The sequence below is a fragment of the Pseudoalteromonas sp. T1lg10 genome (assembly GCF_002964545.1).
Taxonomy (GTDB): Bacteria; Pseudomonadota; Gammaproteobacteria; order Enterobacterales; family Alteromonadaceae; genus Pseudoalteromonas.
Genome location: NZ_PQBV01000002.1, coordinates 67,269 through 85,560, shown reverse-complemented (window position 1 = coordinate 85,560; position 18,292 = coordinate 67,269). Strand labels below are relative to the sequence as shown.

Genomic DNA, 18,292 nt, shown 5'->3' with positions numbered 1-18,292 from the left:
AAAAAAGAGCGCAAAAGCGCTCTTTTTCTAAGGTTTAGACATTACTTTAAAGCGCCGTCCAATTCTTCGATTTTTGCTTTCCAAATAGCTGGACCTTGAGTGTGCGCATTGGCACCTTCGCTGTCTACCGCTACGGTTACAGGCATGTCTTCCACTTCAAATTCGTAGATGGCTTCCATACCCAGGTCTTCAAACGCCACCACGCGGGCTTTCTTGATTGCTTTAGCAACCAGGTAAGCGGCACCGCCGACGGCCATCAGGTAAACCGCTTTGTTTTCTTTGATTGACTCAACGGTTGCCGGGCCACGCTCTGCTTTACCTATCATGCCGATAAGGCCGGTTTTCTCCAGCATCAGGTCGGTGAATTTATCCATACGCGTTGAAGTTGTTGGGCCTGCTGGGCCTACCACTTCGTCGCCAACGGCATCAACCGGGCCCACGTAGTAGATAAACTTGTTGGTGAAATCCACACCCTCTGGCATGCCTTCACCGCTTTCGATCATGCCTTGCAGGCGTTTGTGCGCAGCATCACGACCGGTGAGGATTTTACCGCTTAGTAGCACGGTCTCACCCATTTTCCACTCTTTGATATCGTCTTTGGTCAGGGTATCAAGGTTTACGCGACGCGTGTCTGCACCCACTTCCCAAGTCACTTCTGGCCAGTCTTCAAGCTTTGGCGCTTTAAGGTCGGCCGGGCCGCTGCCATCTAGCGTGAAGTGTACGTGACGGGTCGCCGCACAGTTAGGGATCATCACCACCGGCTTAGAGGCCGCGTGCGTTGGCGCGGTTTTAACCTTGATATCAACAACCGTAGTTAAACCGCCCAGACCTTGGGCGCCAATACCGGTTTTGTTGGCACGCTCAAAGATTTCCAAACGCAGTTTTTCTTCTGTAGTCTCGGCGCCACGCTCCATTAGCTCGTGAATATCAACCGGATCCATAAGAGATTCTTTTGCCAGTACCGCGGCTTTTTCTGCGGTACCGCCGATACCTATACCCAGCATACCCGGCGGACACCAGCCTGCGCCCATGGTTGGTAAGGTTTTTTCAACCCACTCGGCGACATCGTCAGACGGGTTAAGCATGACCATCTTGGTTTTGTTTTCAGAGCCGCCACCCTTAGCGGCGATCATCACTTCCACTTCACCACCTGGTACCAGGTCGATGTGCACAACAGATGGCGTATTGTCCTTGGTGTTCTTACGTGAACCAGCAGGATCGGCAACGATAGAGGCACGCAGTGGATTATCCGGATTTAGGTAAGCGCGACGGGTACCTTCGTCAACCATTTGCTGCACCGTCATGTCCGTTTTATCCCACTTCACGTCCATACCCACTTTTACGAAACAGGTTACGATACCCGTATCCTGACACAGTGGACGTTTGCCTTCAGCAGACATACGAGAGTTAATTAGGATTTGTGCAATGGCATCTTTTGCCGCTTTGTTTTGCTCTTTGTTATATGCTTTTTCAAGCGCCTGAACAAAATCCAATGGGTGATAAAACGAAATGTACTGCAACGCATCGGCAATGCTGTCGATGAAGTCTTGCTGACGAATAGTGCTCATAAATCTTCCTTCATACTGGGTCGTGGTGCCATTAACAAGCAATGGCAGGCACGACAACTCGGTGACGTGCGCACGGTGAGAGACCGCGACTTCTGAAAAAGTGTAACTTATGATACCCTCCCAGCCCGTTTCGGGCTAGCTCTTCGAGTTGAAGATAATGACAAAATCGCAATTGCACTGCATCAAGGCGCCAATACAGGCACAACCCTGTGATGTTTTTACCCATTTTCACCATTTGCCGGGGGCTATTTTCCTCGACTCGGCAAGCGATAGCCATGTCAATAGTCGCTATGACATCATCGCCTTTGCGCCCACCAAGTGGCTCAGTGTTGAAGATGGCAAGGCTATGTTGGACAACCAGCCCCTAGAACAAGACGTTTTTGTGCAAATGCAGGCCGAGCTCGGCGCACTATGCCCGGACAGAGCCCCTTATGGCCTGCCCTTTAACGGCGGTTGGCTTGGCTATTTTGGCTATGATCTGGGTCGCTTATTGGAGCGACTGCCCGAAACCGCCGAAAAAGATATTCACCTGCCCGAGATGCAAATTGGTTTGTATCTCGATGCGCTGATTTTTGATAAGACCGCCAAGCAATGGTATTACCTGGCGCAGCCTAGTATCGACGCCGAAGCCGGATTACAAAAATACCTCAACCAGCTTGAAAAGGCCCCCAAGGCCGGTGGCTTTGCCCTGAGCTCAAAGTGGCAATCGAATATGAGTTATGCGTTTTATGCGCAGCAATTTGCCAAAATTCAGGACTATTTGCGCAGCGGCGATTGTTACCAAATCAACCTGGCACAGCGCTTCTGCGCCCAGTACCAGGGCTGCGAATGGCAAGCCTATCAGCGTCTGCGCGAGCATAACAGAGCGCCCTTTTCCGCTTTTATTCGCCTAACCCAAGGCGCCATTTTGTCCATCTCGCCGGAGCGCTTTATCGAGGTAAAAGGCAAGCAAGTGGAAACCAAGCCCATCAAGGGCACACTGCCGCGTAGTAAGGACGCGCAAGAAGACAAGGCGCTGGCCGAACAACTTGCCAGCTCGCCAAAGGATCGCGCCGAAAACGTCATGATAGTGGATTTGCTGCGCAACGATTTAGGTAAGGTGGCTAAACCCGGCAGCGTCACCGTGCCCTCACTGTTTGCTATCGAGAGCTTCCCGGCTGTACACCACCTGGTCAGCACGGTGCAATCCCAACTGGCCGAAGGTAAGACCGCCATAGATCAGCTGCGCGCCGCTTTTCCAGGAGGCTCGATCACCGGAGCGCCGAAAATCCGCGCCATGGAGATCATCGAAGAGCTGGAGCCACACAGACGCAGCGCCTATTGCGGCTCTATCGGTTACTTGAGCGCCTGCGGCGATATGGACACCAGCATTACCATTCGCACCTTGGTTGCGAACGAAAATAAGCTCTACTGCTGGGCCGGCGGCGGCATAGTCGCGGACTCAAATGTTGATTTGGAATACCAGGAAACCTACCATAAGGTAAATAAAATCTTACCCGTATTAGAGTGAGTATCGCCTTTTGCCAGCAAGTACCTGTGCCCAGTTGATCAGCCGCTTTAACCTCTCGCAGGTTACAGATCCGCAGCCCAAGCGCCACCCAAAACGGCGCAGCGCTGTGGTTATGCTGCTTAGCGACTCGCCCCAGGGCGCTCAGGTCCTGCTATGTAAACGCCCTCGCCATTTACGCAGTCACCCCAGTCAACTATGTTTTCCCGGCGGCAAGCAGGAGCGCCAGGACGCCAGTCTCAAGCACACGGCGCTGCGCGAGCTGCATGAAGAACTCAATATTGCCCCGCGCGAGGTGGATATTATCGGTCACCTCGAGGACATTGAAACCCTGGGCGGCATGGTCATTACCCCCTATCTGGCCTATCTGCACCCAGGTGCCCATTGGCAACTGGATCGCAATGAAGTGGATGCCGCATTTTTTATGCCCTTTTCAACCCTGGTTGAGCGCCAAAACTGGTACCCTCTTCGCGTTGAGCGCAGCGGTTCCCCCTTAGAATTTCCTTTACTGAACACGCCCTACGGAGTGCTATGGGGCGCTACCGAGCGCATCATCAACCAATTCATTCAACAGCTTGGCCTGAACAGCTAAAAAACACCGCAAAGAAAATCAGTTCCCGGGATTACATCTATAATTATTTAACGTTATCATGGCCGACCGTTCAAAGGTTATGTGAGTAATAGGTTATATGATCAGTGCATTCGATATGTTCAGCATTGGTATTGGACCCTCCTCGTCGCACACAGTAGGCCCTATGCGTGCCTCGCGACTGTTTGTCCAAGCTCTTGAGCAGCAAGGTAAGCTTAAGGATGTTACCGAAGTTAAAGCCGAGCTGTTTGGCTCGTTAGGCCAAACGGGGGTCGGCCACGGCTCGGGTAAGGCGGTGATCTTAGGATTAGCCGGCTATGATCCTGAAACCGTTGATGCCGATGCGGTACCGGATATCCTAGACAAAATCGAGCAAGAGCAAGTCATTCACCTCGACAAAAAGCATCAGGTCAAATTTCCCAAGCAAGGCGCGATTGTCTTCCATCGCCGTAAAACCTTGCCCAAGCATTCTAATGCCATGGAGCTGATAGCCTTTAAAGACAAAGAGATTATCGCCTCCCAGGTGTACTACTCCATCGGCGGCGGCTTTATCGTCAGCGATGAAGATTTCGATAAAGAAAAACAGGCGGCACTGGATATTCGCGAGCAAAATCCGGCGCCCTACCTCTTTGATAGCGCCCAGGAGCTTTTAGAGCTGTGTAAAGAGTCAGGGCTAAGCGTCTCCAGCCTAATGATGGCCAATGAAAAAACGCTGCGCAGCGAGAGCGATATTCGCGATGAACTCTTCCATATCTGGGAAGTAATGAAAGCCTGTACCGAGCGCGGCATACGCACGGAAGGTATTTTACCCGGTGGCCTTAAGGTACGCCGTCGCGCCCCAAGCCTGTATTTAAAGCTCAATGTTGAGAGCAATAACGACCCACTGCGCGCCATGGACTGGGTTGATTTATTCGCCTTGGCGGTGAATGAAGAAAATGCCGCCGGCGGCCGCGTAGTAACGGCGCCGACCAATGGTGCGGCGGGTATTTTGCCTGCGGTGCTTATGTACTACCACACCTTTATCAAGGAAGTGGATAAGGAAATCGCCACCCGTTACCTGCTCACCGCAGCGGCTATTGGCATCCTGTATAAGAAAAACGCTTCTATCTCCGGCGCCGAAGTAGGCTGTCAGGGCGAAGTGGGCGTGGCCTGCTCCATGGCCGCCGGTGCGCTCACCGAAATCATGGGTGGCAATGCCACTCAAGTTGAGAATGCTGCGGAAATCGGCATGGAACACAACCTGGGCCTAACCTGCGATCCGGTTGGTGGTCTGGTGCAGGTACCTTGTATCGAGCGTAACGCCATGGGCGCGGTGAAAGCCATTAATGCCTCTCGTCTGGCCATGCGTGGCAGCGGCGAGCAAAAAGTGTCCCTGGACAAGGTGATTAAGACCATGTGGGATACGGGCAATGATATGAAAACCAAGTACAAGGAAACCGCCCGTGGTGGTCTTGCGGTTAATATTATTGAGTGTTAATTCGGCTTCGAGTTACAAATAAAAAAGGCGACCTAAGGTCGCCTTTTTTAATACGCTCAAAAGCGCCAGCGCTTAGCGTACCGGCAGCTCAATATTGGCAAACATGGCATCCACATCGTCCTGGTTGCGCAACAAACAGGCTTTTTCTACTCTGTCTTTAGTCAGATGCGGGGCAAAACGCTCGATAAAGTCGTACATATACCCGCGCAGGAAGGTGCCCTTTCTAAAGCCAATCTTAGTGGTGCTGGCTTCAAATAAATGACTGGCATCGATACAGACCAGATCTGTGTCGCTCACCTGATCTATGGCCATAGAGGCAACCACACCCACTCCTAATCCTAAACGCACATAGGTTTTAATCACATCTGCATCGGTGGCAGTAAAGACGATATGCGGCTCGTGACCATGGGCGTTAAAGGCCTTGTCCAGCTCGGAGCGACCGGTGAAACCAAAGACATAGGTGATAAGTGGATATTGGGCAATATCGGCTATGGTGAGGCTATGGGCCTTTTTCGCCAAGGGGTGATCCTTAGCCACGACAATACTGCGATTCCAGTGATAACAAGGCAGCATCACTAGATCCGAATACAAATGCAATGCCTCGGTGGCAATGGCAAAATCCGCATCACCGCGGGCGGCGGCGTCAGAGATTTGCTGTGGCGTGCCCTGATGCATATGCAAGGACACCGCCGGATACTTTTTCATAAAGCCCTGGATCACACCGGGTAAGGCATAGCGGGCTTGAGTATGGGTGGTGGCAATATTGAGTTTACCCTGATCCGGCAAGGTATGCTCATTGGCCACGGCTTTAATGCCCTCAACCTTAGAAAGAATTTCTCGAGCAATATTAATAATGTCGTTACCGGCGCTGGTAACATGGGTCAAATGCTTACCACTGCGGCCAAATATCTGCACACCGAGCTCGTCTTCAAGCATACGAACTTGCTTAGAAATCCCCGGCTGGGAGGTATAAAGACTCTCTGCGGTGGCGGACACATTGAGGTTATGATTAAGCACCTCAACTATGTACTTTAGCTGCTGTAATTTCATGATATTTACTTTCTTTTATTATTTTACTTAAAAACAAACACAAGCAGCGGCCACAAGGGGCAGCGCTGGGCGCCGCAACGCGTATGTCAATTTAGACAGCCAAACGACGAATCGGTAAACGTCAAAATGAGCCAACTATTGCGGAGGGTTAGGCTAGCATATTTAATTGCCACTCGGTACTGTTGATTTAGCTGTCAGCCCCAGAGGTCTTACCATTACGCACACTGTGCTTACGCTAACACCCTCATGTTAACAGCGAGTACATTATCGCAAGGGAAGAAAAAAGCCGCTTAACAGCGGCCTTCTTAATTAAGACAGGAAGATAAACTTGAGCACAAATAAGGCACTGAGTATCCAGACACTGATACTGACCTCGTTGGCCTTATTACAAACCACCTTCACCGCGGTATAAGCGATAAAGCCTAGCGCAATACCATGGGCAATCGAGAAGGTCAGCGGCGTCATTAGTAATACAACGGCCACAGGGATGGCGTCTGTCATATCGTCCCAATCAACCAGTTTCAGGTTTTGCAGCATCAAGATAGAAACATACAAAATCGCCCCCGCAGTGGCATAGGCCGGCACCATGGAGGCTAATGGCGCAAAGAACATCATCAATAAGAAACACAGGCCCACCACAACGGCGGTTAAACCCGTGCGTCCACCGACGGAAACACCGGCCACCGACTCAATATAAGAAGTCGTAGTTGAGGTGCCCAGCATGGAGCCGGCTATGGTAGCGCTACTGTCGGCGCTCAATGCACGACCCAGGCGCGGCATACGCCCTTCATCATCGGCCAGGCCCGCTTTTTGCGTTACCGCAACCAAGGTGCCCGAGGTATCAAATAAGTCAACGAATAGGAATGCAAAGACCACACTGAGCATAGAGAGCTCAAGGGCACCGGCGAAATCCAGTTGCATAAAGGTCGGCATAATAGATGGCGGCGCCGAGACAACCCCCTGATACTCAACCAAGTCCAACCCAAGGGCCACCAAGGTAACCAGCATAATACTGATCAAAACACCGCTTTTGATATCGCGATACAGCAAGGCGGCAATAATAAAGAAGCTCAAAATAGCCAAAAGCGGACCACTGCTGGTGATATCGCCCATCTGCACCAGGGTCGCCGGGCTGGCAACAACAATGCCGGCATTTTTTAAGGCGATCAAGGCTAGAAATGCACCTATACCCGTGGCGATGGCTCTTTTCAACACTAAGGGAATGGCGTTGATAATCCATTCCCGCACCTTAAACAGGCTTAGCAGTAAAAAGATACTGCCCGACATAAAGACCGCGCCCAATGCCGCTTGCCAGGTGTAACCCATGCCCAGCACCACACCATAAGTGAAAAAGGCGTTCAGCCCCATTCCCGGCGCCAATGCCAGCGGGTAATTGGCCCAAAAACCCATAATAAAACAGCCAATTGCTGCGGCAATACAGGTAGCGACGAAGGCCGCGCCTTGGTCCATCCCCGCTTCCGCCAGCATCGCCGGGTTAACAAAAACAATGTACACCATGGTGATAAAGGTAGTGATACCGGCAATCACCTCACGTTTCACAGAGCTTCCATGCGCTTTGATCTTAAAAACACTCTCTAGCATTGGTCTTTTTCGAGCTAATAAACAAGCCGGCAATGCTAGCACAAATACGGACAAATGACCGCATAAATAGCCGCTTTAACCCATATTTCCGTGCAAACTTTTAATCTCGGCTAAAAAATACCGTTTAAAAAAGAGGCAAAAAAAAGCTTGCACCCAACAACTGTATAAACTACTGTATATGAATACTGTATAAAACACTGTATATCGTTTACTTTACCCCCAGCGAGGCATTTATGTTACATACAGCAGCGGTTCGACACGTAAAAAGCTATCAGCAAGAAAACCCGGCGGCCATTAACCTGGTGCATACAGAAGATGAGATCTCGGCGTCTTTTGAATTACTGAAAATTATCCATCGCTACAATAGCAGTAATGGTTGGACCCTGCTGGTTGCACCGGATCATATCCCCAGCCGCGACCTGCTAGATTCTTGCTCTATCGACACCAGTAAGCTCTTGGTGATCCGCCGCAAACACATTGTTGATTGCGAATATATGCTTAATTGTGCACTGCAAAACGGTCGCTTCGCCGCCATTGTTACCTGGACGGATATTGTTAGCTTGGCGCAACTTGAAGCCATGCAACTCAATACCCATCAGGCCAAGGCACAATTATATTGCTTTGCCTCCGATGCTGACGCGGATTCCGATGCCGTTCAGACCACGCTGCCCCAAGCCATGCAAATTTGCTAATACCAGTTCTGTTAAGTATGTGATCGGGTATAGCGCTGGATAAATGATATGCTAACAAGGCGAAATTTTTCTTATGTAGTTATTCTCCATAGAAAAATCACAACGCCGTAAGCATGATATTTACCCCGCCAGAGCGATTAGCTATTTAAGTGAATTGGTATAAAATGCGGCTTTTGCCTTTGTGGGATCATGTATGTGTTATTGTGGGTCTGAGAAACAGTATACCGATTGTTGTGGCCGCTTTATCAGCGGGAGTGAACAAGCTGGTGATGCCCTTACTCTGATGAAATCGCGCTACAGCGCCTTTTGCACCCAGGCCATTGAGTATTTAGTTGCCACTTGCTCGGCGGCAGCCCTCAAGAATAACCAGGCAGAAGATGTCGCCGAATTTGCCGAAGCGGCTAAATTCACCAAACTTGAGATAGTCGACACCGACCTCACTGCCTATCCAGCCGAGGTTGAATTTAAGGCCTATTATCTATTTGCCAATAGCCTGTGTTGTATTCATGAGCGCTCGACCTTTATCCAACAAGATGGTCATTGGCTTTACGACGCGGGTACCCTGATGCCCACAACAGAACGTAAACTCAGTCGCAATGACTCCTGCCCCTGTGGCAGCGAAAAGAAATTTAAAAAGTGTTGTGGAAGCTAGAATAAAAAAACGCCCTCACTGGGGTTGTGTGGGCGTTGAGAAGAGCACTTATTCTCTTGGGCCAACCGGCACCATAATGTGCGCATAGGGAGTTCCTTTCCACATAACATAGGGACCACCTGCATAGGGATCTGTGGGTAAGCTATCCAAAAGAGCGTTATCCGGCATAATAATCATCAAATGTGGACCTTCTACGATCCATTGATTATCTTCCGTCTCCCCTTCTGCATAAGGGTCGGTATTACTGGCACCACCATCTCCGGCCAGCATATAGGAAATACCTACCGCTTTAGCCTGAAACGGCTTTTTATTGGTCCAGGCATCCGCCCACTCCATCCAAGGCCCATCCATACACATGGGTGCGGTACCGCTTAGGCTTGGTGGTGTAGGAAAACAGGTGTAATTACTGCTGCCTTCTTGCAACACATTTTGTTGCCAGTCCATCACTGTTACCTTATCTCTTAACGTCGGCGGTGCGGCGCTCAAAGCATCCTCTAATAAGGCTTGTTTATCTTCATCAGCAATGGCTGAGCCGGCCAAAGCGGCCAGTGAAGCACTCAGCAGTAGAGCGTTTGTTTTGTTCATAACACTATCCTCAGGTGAGTTTTACTACCTTTAATACTGCCTTAATGAGTATAGACGTACCTGACCCAGTGCCCAGTATTTATGGTTTGTGTTGGCGTGTTATACGCTGACAAATTGTTTCTGTGCTTTCAAATCGTGATTTTATCTTAAAAAGCGACAACCTTGATTTGCATAAACTTTCGACAAGATGACTTATATCTATGCGGTTATCGGCATAATTTAGTATTTCTTTAGTTTTTTTCTTTACTTGAAAGCTCAGTTTGCTATTATCGCCGCCGTTGCTTAGGAGGGGTTCCCGAGCGGCCAAAGGGATCAGACTGTAAATCTGACGGCATTGCCTTCGCTGGTTCGAATCCAGCCCCCTCCACCACTTTTCTAAAGTTTAATAAGCACGCATCCATTTTTAGTGGAGGGGTTCCCGAGCGGCCAAAGGGATCAGACTGTAAATCTGACGGCATTGCCTTCGCTGGTTCGAATCCAGCTCCCTCCACCACTTCTTTCTTACTTGTTTCCAGTAAATAAAATCCAGCTCATCGGTAAACTGCTATAACGCATCGAGCCTAACCATGGCATCGCTTGGTATTAAAACGTCAATTCTAAACTCGTTCCCAGCTCTCGTAACCAGGCCTTAGCTTCTTGCGTCTGTGCACAATGTTGATTAACCAAATGCCAAAACCTTGGACCATGATCCATATATCGAATATGGGCCAGCTCATGCACTAAAACATAATCGATCACCCAGGTTGGTGCCCCCGCCAGCAGAGTATTAAAGGTCAGCCTGTGCCGACGATCACAACTGCCCCAGCGGCGTTTATATACACGTACCTTAATGTCCACAGCCTTTACGCCCATGCGCGATTGCCAATAATCTAATCGCATATAAATAAAGCGCGCTAACTCCTCGGCCATAAATGCCAGTAAGAGCTCTTTAGCTTTCTCCTGCTGATGTCGGACTCGAGCGCTAATACACAGCTCAATGCTGTTATCTTGTAATCTCACCGAGCTGGCCTTAGCACCTTTGATCACCACAGGCACAGACCTACCGAATAAACTTAAGGTTCCATCATCCAGGGGGCGACTTTTAAGCCTGTACAGTTCACCCTGACGATCTAGTTGTTTGCTGATCCAATCTCGTTTACTGGCGACAAACTCGGCGATAAAGCGCTCACAGGTGCCCGTTGGCGCCTTAACCAGAAGTTGTTGGCGTTTGACTATTATGGCGACGGTCGAGCGTTTCCCGCTGTAGGTGATTTGATAGTCCATCGGCACATCGGGTGCCAAATTTGGGAGCACAATAAGGCCTTGTCTAAAATGTTAGCTAATCGTTCGGGTGAATGATATCAGGCTTTTGCAGACAGTAGTTAGCCGCCCCAAGCCAAGGTTAAAGCAATTTATGCACCGCTTCATATTCAAAGCAGGTGATCTCATGCATATTGGCACTGGGGTCGCGAAAATAGAGTGAATGTGAAACCTGGTGATCCGCCAAAGTTACCTTAACATCCTGCCCTTCTAGGTGGCGAAGCCAGTGGACAAAGGCCTGCGCATCGGCGGCAAAGGCAATACCATTGCTGCTGCGGCTGCCTTCAAACAATGCCAGGCAAATGGTCTTTGCCTGATCTTGCAACATAAGTGGACCATCGTCCTGATGGTGATACCAAAATTCCAGCTCCGGGACTATCTCAAAGCCCATCACATTACGATAAAACACCAGGGCCTGCTGCATGTCTTTTACCTGCAGGTGACAATGATGTACTCCTCGTAGTAATGGTGCCTTAGTCATAACTCATCCCAATCTCGTGTCCGAGTTGACGTAAAAAGTCCTGCATATAGGCGGTGCGATGCTCGGCTTCAATGCGAGCACTGTGAGTGTTCATGGTGCTGGCTAAACCCAGTAACTTAACGAAGAAATGATCGAGCGTGTATTTGCCATCATCCGCCTCGCGCTCATGGCAAAAAGGATCGTTAGGATGATACAAACCGCGGCAAATGGCGCCGCCCACCTTCATACAGCGGCTGATCCCCACCGCGCCCAAGGCATCCATACGGTCAGCGTCTTGCACTATTTGTGCTTCCAGCGTCAGCGGGGTGACATTGGCGCTAAAACTATGGGCAACAATGGCATGATGAATGGCCTCTAAATATTGCGTTTCGTAGCCTATGCTATGCAAAAATGTCAGCGCCTTATCGGCGGCCAGCAAAGAAGCCTTGGCACGATCGGGATTGTTTTTCGCTACCGCCACACAATCATGCAGCCAGGCTGCCGGTAAAACCACCGCCATTTCGGCCTGCTCTTGCACACACAAGCGTTTGGCCACCTGCACCACGCGCTCGATATGGGTGATATCATGGGCCGCATCGGCACTGCCGCAATCAAGGATAAATTCTCGGCATTGTTGTTCTAATTGCTGCATTGCTTCGGGCAATATTAGGGCCTGATTATTCACTGTTTCTCGCTCTGTGCTTGGCTTAGTTATAGGCTTATTCAGGCGCATTATAAAATCAGCGCCCAGGTCATTGTAACCGACAATAAAGGACTGATAGCTAATTGGCAAAATTAAATTTGAGTATCGGCCTGCGACTACCTAGAATAGCGCCTCAATTTACTATCAGGAGCTGCAATGGCCGGCGCAATTTATCTTCAACCTGGGCGCGAAAAATCACTTAAGCGCAAACACCCTTGGATTTTCTCCAAGGCAGTCAAAAAAGTGAAAGGCAATTTGGCCCTAGGCGATACAGTGACCGTCTACGACAGCCAGGGTAAATTCCTTGCCACCGCCGCTTACAGCCCAGAATCACAGATCCGTGCCCGCGTATGGAGCTTTGACGAGCACGAGCAAATCGATGTGGAGTTTTTCCACAAACGCCTATTGCGTGCCCTGGATGCGCGCCAACACACCATAGCCGAAGGCGGCTTAACCGGTTACCGCCTGTGTGCGGCCGAGTCGGATGGCCTGCCTGGTATCACCATAGATAAGTTCGCCAACTACCTGGTTTGCCAGCTGCTTAGTGCCGGTGCCGAGCGTCATAAGGGCGATATTGTTGCCGCCTTGCAGCGTATCTTCCCAGATTGCGCCGTCTATGAGCGCTCAGATGTGGATGTGCGCAAAAAAGAAGGCCTGGCGCCGACCACGGGGCCATTAATTGGCGAAGCCCCATCGGCTCCGGTACTGATCGAAGAAAATGGCCTCACCTGCGAAGTGGACATTATCGGTGGCCATAAAACCGGTTTTTACCTGGATCAGCGTGACAGCCGCGCCGCCCTTGAGCGCTATGTCAAAGACAAGGACGTGCTTAACTGTTTCTGTTACACCGGCACCTTTGGCCTGTATGCACTGCGCGGCGGTTGTAAGGAAGTCACCAATGTTGATGTATCACAAAATGCCCTGGATATAGCCAAACGCAATGTTGAGCACAACCAGCTGGACATGAGTAAAGCGCACTTTGTTAAGCAGGACGTGTTTAAGCTGCTGCGCGAATACCGCGAGCAAGGGCGTAAATTCGACACTATTGTGATGGATCCGCCGAAGTTTGCTGAGTCTAAGGCCCAGCTTACCGGCGCTTGTCGTGGCTATAAGGATATCAATATGCTGGCGATGCAATTGCTTAAGCCTGGCGGCACCTTATTGACCTTCTCCTGCTCGGGCTTGATGGAGCAGAACTTATTCCAAAAAGTGGTGGCTGATGCGGCGCTGGATGCGCACCGTGATTTACTAATTGTCGAGCGTTTAAATCAGGCTGCCGATCACCCCATCTCCGGCCCCTACCCGGAAGGCTTTTACCTTAAAGGCCTTGTTTGTAAGGTCTACTAGCCACCTCTGCAACCCGAGAGTGAGTGCCATTTGGCGCTCACTTTTGCTATCGCTTCCGGCTAGCTCACTTCCAGCATCTGCACGCCGACACTATATTGGCCGTCGTCTTCACGGGTGCAACGCACCACACGGGTTAAGGCATTTAAGGGAGCCACACTGGCTGTGGCAGATTGAATTCGTACCTTGATGGTAGCGCCGGGGTCGACGGCAGTATCGAGAAATAACTGCATGCCGGAAGCGCTTAAATCGTGGCAAATTGCCGTGCGACTAAACACCTCCTGGCCCTGATTGACTTCAACGGTAGCCTGGGCATCCACCAACATACGGCGGAAATTGCGTTGCTCTTGATGATAAAGCATAAGGATCTCCTCAAGCTCTTTAAATCAGTGTCTGCAAGCGCTCCATTAGCTCATTCATCGCCAAAGGTTTAACAAAAAACCCATCACATCCAACCTCAAAGGCGTGTTTTTTAGCTGCCTCAGACTCCAGTCCAGACACCATTAAAATAGGGATGTCTTTGGTCTCTGGCGTGTTTTTCAGTATACGACAGGTGTCGAACCCATCCAGCCCGGGCATACATACATCCAGCATGATGGCATCGGGATGAAAAGTAAGCGCTTCTTTTAAGCACTGCTCACCTGATTTTGCGTACTTCAACTCAAACTGCTCACCTAATACATGAGTGTAGAAGGTAAAGTTAAAATACTCATCATCAACAACCAGCAACCTGGCTTTATTCTGTGTACGCAACACGACCTCCGTCCTTGTCTATGCGCTTATCATAATTGTAATTATAACCCAGCAGACATTAAGCTCACTGCGGCTTAAGTCTTACTAAGGTATTCACTTATAACATTAAGGACCCGCTTGGCAGACACCGGATAAGGGGTACCCAAGGTTTGCGCGAATAAAGAAACGCGCAGCTCCTGCTGCATCCAAAATATTTCTGTTAATGCCTCAGGTTGTGGCTCCCCTTTAGGGTGCTTGGCCAGGCATTTTTTATAGGCCTCGGCGACCTTATCCAGCTCCAGGGTGCAGAGACGATCACGATTCGGATCCACCGGCAGTTTTTCCAAACGGCGCTCAATGGCCTGCATATAACGGCTCAGGTCGGCCATTTTATCGGCGCCATGATGACTGACAAAGCCTTTAAAAATCAAGCTCTCAAGCTGGTTTTTTATATCGCCATGGGCGGTGATCATACTGAGATCCACCTTACCGCGCATGCGCTTATGAATGCCATGGGCACGACTGAGCACCTGCTCCACCTGTAAGGCGATAGCAACCACAGTATCGCCAAGCTCGCCGCGGATATGCTCCTTGGCGGCATTAAATTGCTCGGCGTCTCGAATATCGCCGAAGTTTGCCAATAGTTTATCCACGGCGGCGGCGATACAGTCATCAATCAGCAACTGTACCTTGCCAAAAGGATTAAAATACAGGCCCAGCTTGGCTTTATTGGGCAGGTTTTGCTGCAAGTATTTTATCGGTGATGGAATGTTCAACAGCACCATACGACGTAAACCCTGCTGATGGGCCGCCTGCGCCTTGGTCGGCGAGTCAAACAGCTCAATGGCGGTGCTGTCTTTTTTATCTACCAGAGCCACAAAGGCTTTAACCTCGTATTGCCCCTGTTTTTTCACATAGGACTCGGGCAGCGCCTCAAATTGCCATTCGGTCAGCCCTTGGCGCTCAATGCCTTCATCGGCCACCTGAGACAGGGTATTACTGACCTTATCCGCCAGCTTGGCCTTCAGCGTATCCAAATCATAGCCGCGCGCCACCAAGGTATTTCTATCGTCGCGCACCTCAAAGGCCATGCGCAAATGCTCATCCACCGCCAATGGGTCAAATTGCTCGGCTTCAACCTTGGCTCCGGTCATACGGAATAGGCGCAGTGCCAAAGCATCCACCAGCTTACCTTGGAGCGGCTCCACCGAGCTCAATACCGCATCGGCATAGTTAGGGGCCGGCACAAAGTTGCGGCGCTGGGCTTTGGGTAAGGACTTTATCAGCGCACAAATAAGCTCATGTCTAAAGGCGGGAATATGCCAATCAAAGCCCTCATTTTGCACCTGGTTAAGCAGTGCTAGAGGGATTTGCACCGCCACACCATCGACATCCTGCCCCGGCTCAAAGCTGTAGCTCAGCGGCAATACCAGGTTGCCCTGCATCCAAATATCCGGGTAATTATCGGCGGTGATCTCATCGGCACCATGGCGCATCAGCGCTTCCTTGCTCATATGCAAGAAGCGTTTATCCGTACGCTTTTGTTCCTTATACCATTTCAAGAAGCTGACGCGGTTACACACGTCCGCCGGAATATGCTTATCGTAGAACTCGTACAGGGTATGCTCGTCGACCAAGATATCGCGACGGCGCGCCTTGTTTTCTAAGTCCTGTACTTCCTCAATAAGCTTGCGATTCACCTGCAAAAAGGACTCGTTAGCGCCTAACTCCTGCTCCACCAAGGCGGTGCGGATAAAGATTTCACGGCTGACAACCGGGTCGATTTTGTCATACTGGCTGCGCTTTTTCGCCACTATGGTCAGGCCATAGAGGGTTTGTTGTTCGAAGGCGATGACCGCCCCGGCTTTTTTCTGCCAATGGGGTTCGCTGTAGCTGCGCTTGACCAGATGCTGTGCCAGTGGCGCCAGCCAGGCGACATCGATTTTGGCATTGATACGGGCGTAGAGTTTGGACGTTTCCACCAGCTCCGCCGACATCAGCCATTTTGGCCGCTTTTTAAAGAGATTAGAGCCCGGGAAGATATGGAACTGGCTGTTGCGTGCGCCCTGATAAAAGGCGTTTTTATCGTCCTTTTGCCCCACATGACTCAGCAGGCCGCTAAGCAGGGCCTGATGCAGGGTCTCAAAGCTGGGCTCATTGCTCGCGCCTTTTAAGCCCATTTCGTCGCAGATGGTCGATACCTGATAAACGATATCCTGCCATTCTCGAATGCGCATATAGGCAAAGAACTCCTGCTTACAGAGCTTGCGGAACTGATTATTGGTCAGGGCTTTTTGTTGCTCTTCGAGGTAGTTCCACAGGTTTAAAAAGGCGATGAAGTCCGAGTCATCATCATTAAAACGCCCGTGCAGTTCATCGGCCTTGCCTTTTTTATCTTGCGGGCGCTCGCGCGGGTCTTGAATGGCCAGGGCCGCGGTGATGATGATCACCTCACGCATAGCCCCAAGCGGCACACTGGCCAGCACCATTTTTGCAAGACGGGGGTCAAGCGGAATGCGCGCCAAATCGCGACCCATTTTGGTGAGCTCGATTTGACTGCGTTGCTTCGCCGGTTTAACCGCTTCTAACTCTTCAAGTAAACGCACGCCATCATTGATATTGCGGCTATCCGGCGGCTGCACAAAAGGGAAACGGCTGATATCACCAAGGCCAAGGCCAAGCATCTGCAAAATAACCGAGGCCAGGTTTGTGCGCAGGATCTCAGGGTCGGTAAACTCCGGACGCCCTAAAAAGTCTTCTTCGGAATAAAGACGAATACAAATACCCGCTTCCACACGTCCACAACGACCCTTACGCTGATTGGCACTGGCCTGAGAGACCGCTTCAATTGGCAGGCGCTGTACCTTGGTACGATAACTGTAGCGGCTAATACGGGCGGTACCCGGGTCTATCACATAACGGATCCCCGGCACGGTTAACGAGGTTTCCGCCACATTGGTGGCAAGGACAATACGGCGCTTATTACCTGGATGGAAAATCCGGTTCTGCTCGGCATTGGATAAGCGGGCATACAAGGGCAGTATTTCGGTATGCTTGAGGTTGCGCTTGCTAAGGGCATCGGCGGTGTCGCGAATTTCCCGCTCACCATTCATAAAGATCAGGATATCGCCCGGGCCTTCGTCGTAGAGCTCGTCTACGGCATCGAAAATGCCTTGCAGTTGGTCGTTTTCATCCTGCTCCTCGTCGCTGCCGCTAAGCTCTGTGATCGGCCTGTAACGCACTTCCACCGGGTAGGTACGCCCGGACACCTCGATAATAGGTGCGTCGTTAAAGTGACGAGAAAAACGCTCCGGATCTATGGTCGCCGAGGTAATAATGACTTTTAAGTCCGGGCGCTTGGGCAGCAGATTCTTCAGATAGCCGAGAATAAAGTCGATATTCAGACTGCACTCGTGGGCCTCATCGATAATGATGGTGTCGTACTGGTTGAGATAGCGGTCGTTTTGAATCTCCGCGAGCAGGATACCGTCTGTCATCAGTTTAATATAACTGCGCTCGCTGACCTGATCGCTAAAACGAATTTTAAAGCCGACGGTTTGACCAATTTCGCTTTCCAACTCTTCGGCAATACGGGCGGCAACGCTACGTGCCGCTAGGCGACGTGGTTGAGTATGGCCAATTAAGCCTTCAACGCCACGACCTAGCTCTAGGCAGATTTTCGGGAGCTGAGTGGTTTTACCCGAGCCGGTTTCACCGGCAACAATCACCACCTGATGCTTGGCAATCGCCGCTTTAATATCTTCGCGTTTTTCACTAACGGGTAAGGCCGCTGGGAAACTGGGCTTAGGCAACTCGGCCAAACGCTTGGCGCGAGCAGCAATACTGGCATCAATACTGGTGGCAATCTTAGCAAGAACACCCTGCTGTTTTTGGGCGTCGGCTATTTTTTGCACCCCTTGTAGGCGTTTTTTGAGTATAAATTGGTCTTTTTTTAAACACTCATTGAGCTTGGCATACAAGGATTTGCTGGCAGACACACAGGCCTCTAAATAACGGCATAAAATGGCTGCT

Annotated in this window: 16 protein-coding genes and 2 tRNA genes; 8 read left to right on the top strand and 10 right to left on the bottom strand. The window is 50.5% G+C overall.

Translation table 11 applies throughout. The features are described from left to right. Positions 1-41: 41 nt before the first annotated feature. Positions 42-1,568 carry a fumarate hydratase gene (locus C2M17_RS01810; protein WP_105199173.1) on the bottom strand — a complete coding sequence of 509 codons (1,527 nt, stop codon included), beginning with the start codon at positions 1,566-1,568 and terminating at the stop codon, positions 42-44. A gap of 157 nt (positions 1,569-1,725) precedes the next feature. Here C2M17_RS01810 and pabB point away from each other — a divergent pair, with 157 nt between their 5' ends. From pabB to C2M17_RS01795, 3 genes are all read left to right on the top strand, one after another. After that, positions 1,726-3,078 (top strand): aminodeoxychorismate synthase component I, encoded by a 1,353-nt coding sequence (gene pabB, locus C2M17_RS01805; RefSeq protein WP_105199172.1) that lies wholly within the window; start codon positions 1,726-1,728, stop codon positions 3,076-3,078. Between the two features lie 10 nt (positions 3,079-3,088). Then, on the top strand, positions 3,089-3,667 hold the full coding sequence (locus C2M17_RS01800; protein ID WP_105199171.1) for an NUDIX hydrolase: 579 nt from the start codon (positions 3,089-3,091) through the stop codon (positions 3,665-3,667). 97 nt (positions 3,668-3,764) lie between these two features. After that, positions 3,765-5,141 carry an L-serine ammonia-lyase gene (locus tag C2M17_RS01795; RefSeq protein WP_105199170.1) on the top strand — a complete coding sequence of 459 codons (1,377 nt, stop codon included), beginning with the start codon at positions 3,765-3,767 and terminating at the stop codon, positions 5,139-5,141. A gap of 72 nt (positions 5,142-5,213) precedes the next feature. Here C2M17_RS01795 and cysB read toward each other — a convergent pair whose 3' ends face one another. Next, positions 5,214-6,191 (bottom strand): HTH-type transcriptional regulator CysB, encoded by a 978-nt coding sequence (gene cysB / locus C2M17_RS01790; RefSeq protein WP_105199169.1) that lies wholly within the window; start codon positions 6,189-6,191, stop codon positions 5,214-5,216. Positions 6,192-6,500: 309 nt separating this feature from the next. After that, the gene (locus C2M17_RS01785) at positions 6,501-7,793 is read right to left on the bottom strand and encodes an NCS2 family permease (protein ID WP_105199168.1); all 1,293 of its coding nucleotides are present in this window, start codon (positions 7,791-7,793) and stop codon (positions 6,501-6,503) included. A gap of 233 nt (positions 7,794-8,026) precedes the next feature. On the opposite strand from C2M17_RS01785, the gene C2M17_RS01780 reads away from it, so the two are divergent. Together C2M17_RS01780 and C2M17_RS01775 are read left to right on the top strand one after the other, a co-directional pair. Next, a complete protein-coding gene (locus C2M17_RS01780) occupies positions 8,027-8,485 on the top strand; it encodes a hypothetical protein (RefSeq protein WP_105199167.1) in 459 nt (152 codons plus the stop codon). A gap of 193 nt (positions 8,486-8,678) precedes the next feature. Then, on the top strand, positions 8,679-9,137 hold the full coding sequence (locus C2M17_RS01775; protein WP_105199166.1) for a YchJ family protein: 459 nt from the start codon (positions 8,679-8,681) through the stop codon (positions 9,135-9,137). Positions 9,138-9,185: 48 nt separating this feature from the next. On the opposite strand, the gene C2M17_RS01770 is transcribed toward C2M17_RS01775, so the two are convergent. Continuing rightward, positions 9,186-9,722 carry a hypothetical protein gene (locus C2M17_RS01770; RefSeq protein WP_105199165.1) on the bottom strand — a complete coding sequence of 179 codons (537 nt, stop codon included), beginning with the start codon at positions 9,720-9,722 and terminating at the stop codon, positions 9,186-9,188. A 285-nt stretch (positions 9,723-10,007) separates the two neighbouring features. Here C2M17_RS01770 and C2M17_RS01765 point away from each other — a divergent pair. Both C2M17_RS01765 and C2M17_RS01760 read left to right on the top strand, forming a co-directional pair. Beyond that, positions 10,008-10,092 (top strand) — tRNA-Tyr (locus tag C2M17_RS01765). Positions 10,093-10,130: 38 nt separating this feature from the next. Beyond that, a tRNA-Tyr gene (locus C2M17_RS01760) sits at positions 10,131-10,215 on the top strand. Positions 10,216-10,304: 89 nt separating this feature from the next. Here the strand turns inward: C2M17_RS01760 and C2M17_RS01755 are convergent. The 3 genes from C2M17_RS01755 to C2M17_RS01745 form a co-directional block, all read right to left on the bottom strand. Continuing rightward, positions 10,305-11,015: a M48 family metallopeptidase gene (locus C2M17_RS01755; RefSeq protein WP_158683962.1), complete on the bottom strand. Its 711-nt coding sequence runs from the start codon at positions 11,013-11,015 to the stop codon at positions 10,305-10,307. Between the two features lie 88 nt (positions 11,016-11,103). Next, on the bottom strand, positions 11,104-11,502 hold the full coding sequence (locus tag C2M17_RS01750) for a VOC family protein (protein ID WP_105199163.1): 399 nt from the start codon (positions 11,500-11,502) through the stop codon (positions 11,104-11,106). Next, positions 11,495-12,133 (bottom strand): HD domain-containing protein, encoded by a 639-nt coding sequence (locus tag C2M17_RS01745; protein ID WP_199775985.1) that lies wholly within the window; start codon positions 12,131-12,133, stop codon positions 11,495-11,497. Before C2M17_RS01745 ends, C2M17_RS01750 begins: the two co-directional genes overlap by 8 nt. Before the next feature lie 207 nt (positions 12,134-12,340). On the opposite strand from C2M17_RS01745, the gene C2M17_RS01740 reads away from it, so the two are divergent. Further along, positions 12,341-13,531: a class I SAM-dependent methyltransferase gene (locus tag C2M17_RS01740; protein WP_105199162.1), complete on the top strand. Its 1,191-nt coding sequence runs from the start codon at positions 12,341-12,343 to the stop codon at positions 13,529-13,531. A gap of 59 nt (positions 13,532-13,590) precedes the next feature. Here C2M17_RS01740 and C2M17_RS01735 read toward each other — a convergent pair whose 3' ends face one another. From C2M17_RS01735 to hrpA, 3 genes are all read right to left on the bottom strand, one after another. Further along, positions 13,591-13,890 carry a PilZ domain-containing protein gene (locus C2M17_RS01735; RefSeq protein WP_105199161.1) on the bottom strand — a complete coding sequence of 100 codons (300 nt, stop codon included), beginning with the start codon at positions 13,888-13,890 and terminating at the stop codon, positions 13,591-13,593. A gap of 19 nt (positions 13,891-13,909) precedes the next feature. Next, positions 13,910-14,284: a response regulator gene (locus tag C2M17_RS01730; RefSeq protein ID WP_105199160.1), complete on the bottom strand. Its 375-nt coding sequence runs from the start codon at positions 14,282-14,284 to the stop codon at positions 13,910-13,912. 71 nt (positions 14,285-14,355) lie between these two features. After that, positions 14,356-18,258 carry an ATP-dependent RNA helicase HrpA gene (gene hrpA / locus C2M17_RS01725; RefSeq protein WP_105199159.1) on the bottom strand — a complete coding sequence of 1,301 codons (3,903 nt, stop codon included), beginning with the start codon at positions 18,256-18,258 and terminating at the stop codon, positions 14,356-14,358. Positions 18,259-18,292 lie beyond the last annotated feature (34 nt).

Bases quoted from the DNA above. Each gene is read 5' to 3' on its own strand.
- C2M17_RS01780 (WP_105199167.1), top strand. From the start codon at position 8,027: ATGTTACATACAGCAGCGGTTCGACACGTAAAAAGCTATCAGCAAGAA.
- C2M17_RS01785 (WP_105199168.1), bottom strand. From the start codon at position 7,793: ATGCTAGAGAGTGTTTTTAAGATCAAAGCGCATGGAAGCTCTGTGAAA.
- C2M17_RS01750 (WP_105199163.1), bottom strand. From the start codon at position 11,502: ATGACTAAGGCACCATTACTACGAGGAGTACATCATTGTCACCTGCAG.
- C2M17_RS01795 (WP_105199170.1), top strand. From the start codon at position 3,765: ATGATCAGTGCATTCGATATGTTCAGCATTGGTATTGGACCCTCCTCG.
- C2M17_RS01740 (WP_105199162.1), top strand. From the start codon at position 12,341: ATGGCCGGCGCAATTTATCTTCAACCTGGGCGCGAAAAATCACTTAAG.
- C2M17_RS01775 (WP_105199166.1), top strand. From the start codon at position 8,679: ATGTGTTATTGTGGGTCTGAGAAACAGTATACCGATTGTTGTGGCCGC.
- pabB (WP_105199172.1), top strand. From the start codon at position 1,726: ATGACAAAATCGCAATTGCACTGCATCAAGGCGCCAATACAGGCACAA.
- cysB (WP_105199169.1), bottom strand. From the start codon at position 6,191: ATGAAATTACAGCAGCTAAAGTACATAGTTGAGGTGCTTAATCATAAC.
- C2M17_RS01735 (WP_105199161.1), bottom strand. From the start codon at position 13,890: ATGCTTTATCATCAAGAGCAACGCAATTTCCGCCGTATGTTGGTGGAT.
- C2M17_RS01810 (WP_105199173.1), bottom strand. From the start codon at position 1,568: ATGAGCACTATTCGTCAGCAAGACTTCATCGACAGCATTGCCGATGCG.
- C2M17_RS01770 (WP_105199165.1), bottom strand. From the start codon at position 9,722: ATGAACAAAACAAACGCTCTACTGCTGAGTGCTTCACTGGCCGCTTTG.
- C2M17_RS01745 (WP_199775985.1), bottom strand. From the start codon at position 12,133: ATGCAGCAATTAGAACAACAATGCCGAGAATTTATCCTTGATTGCGGC.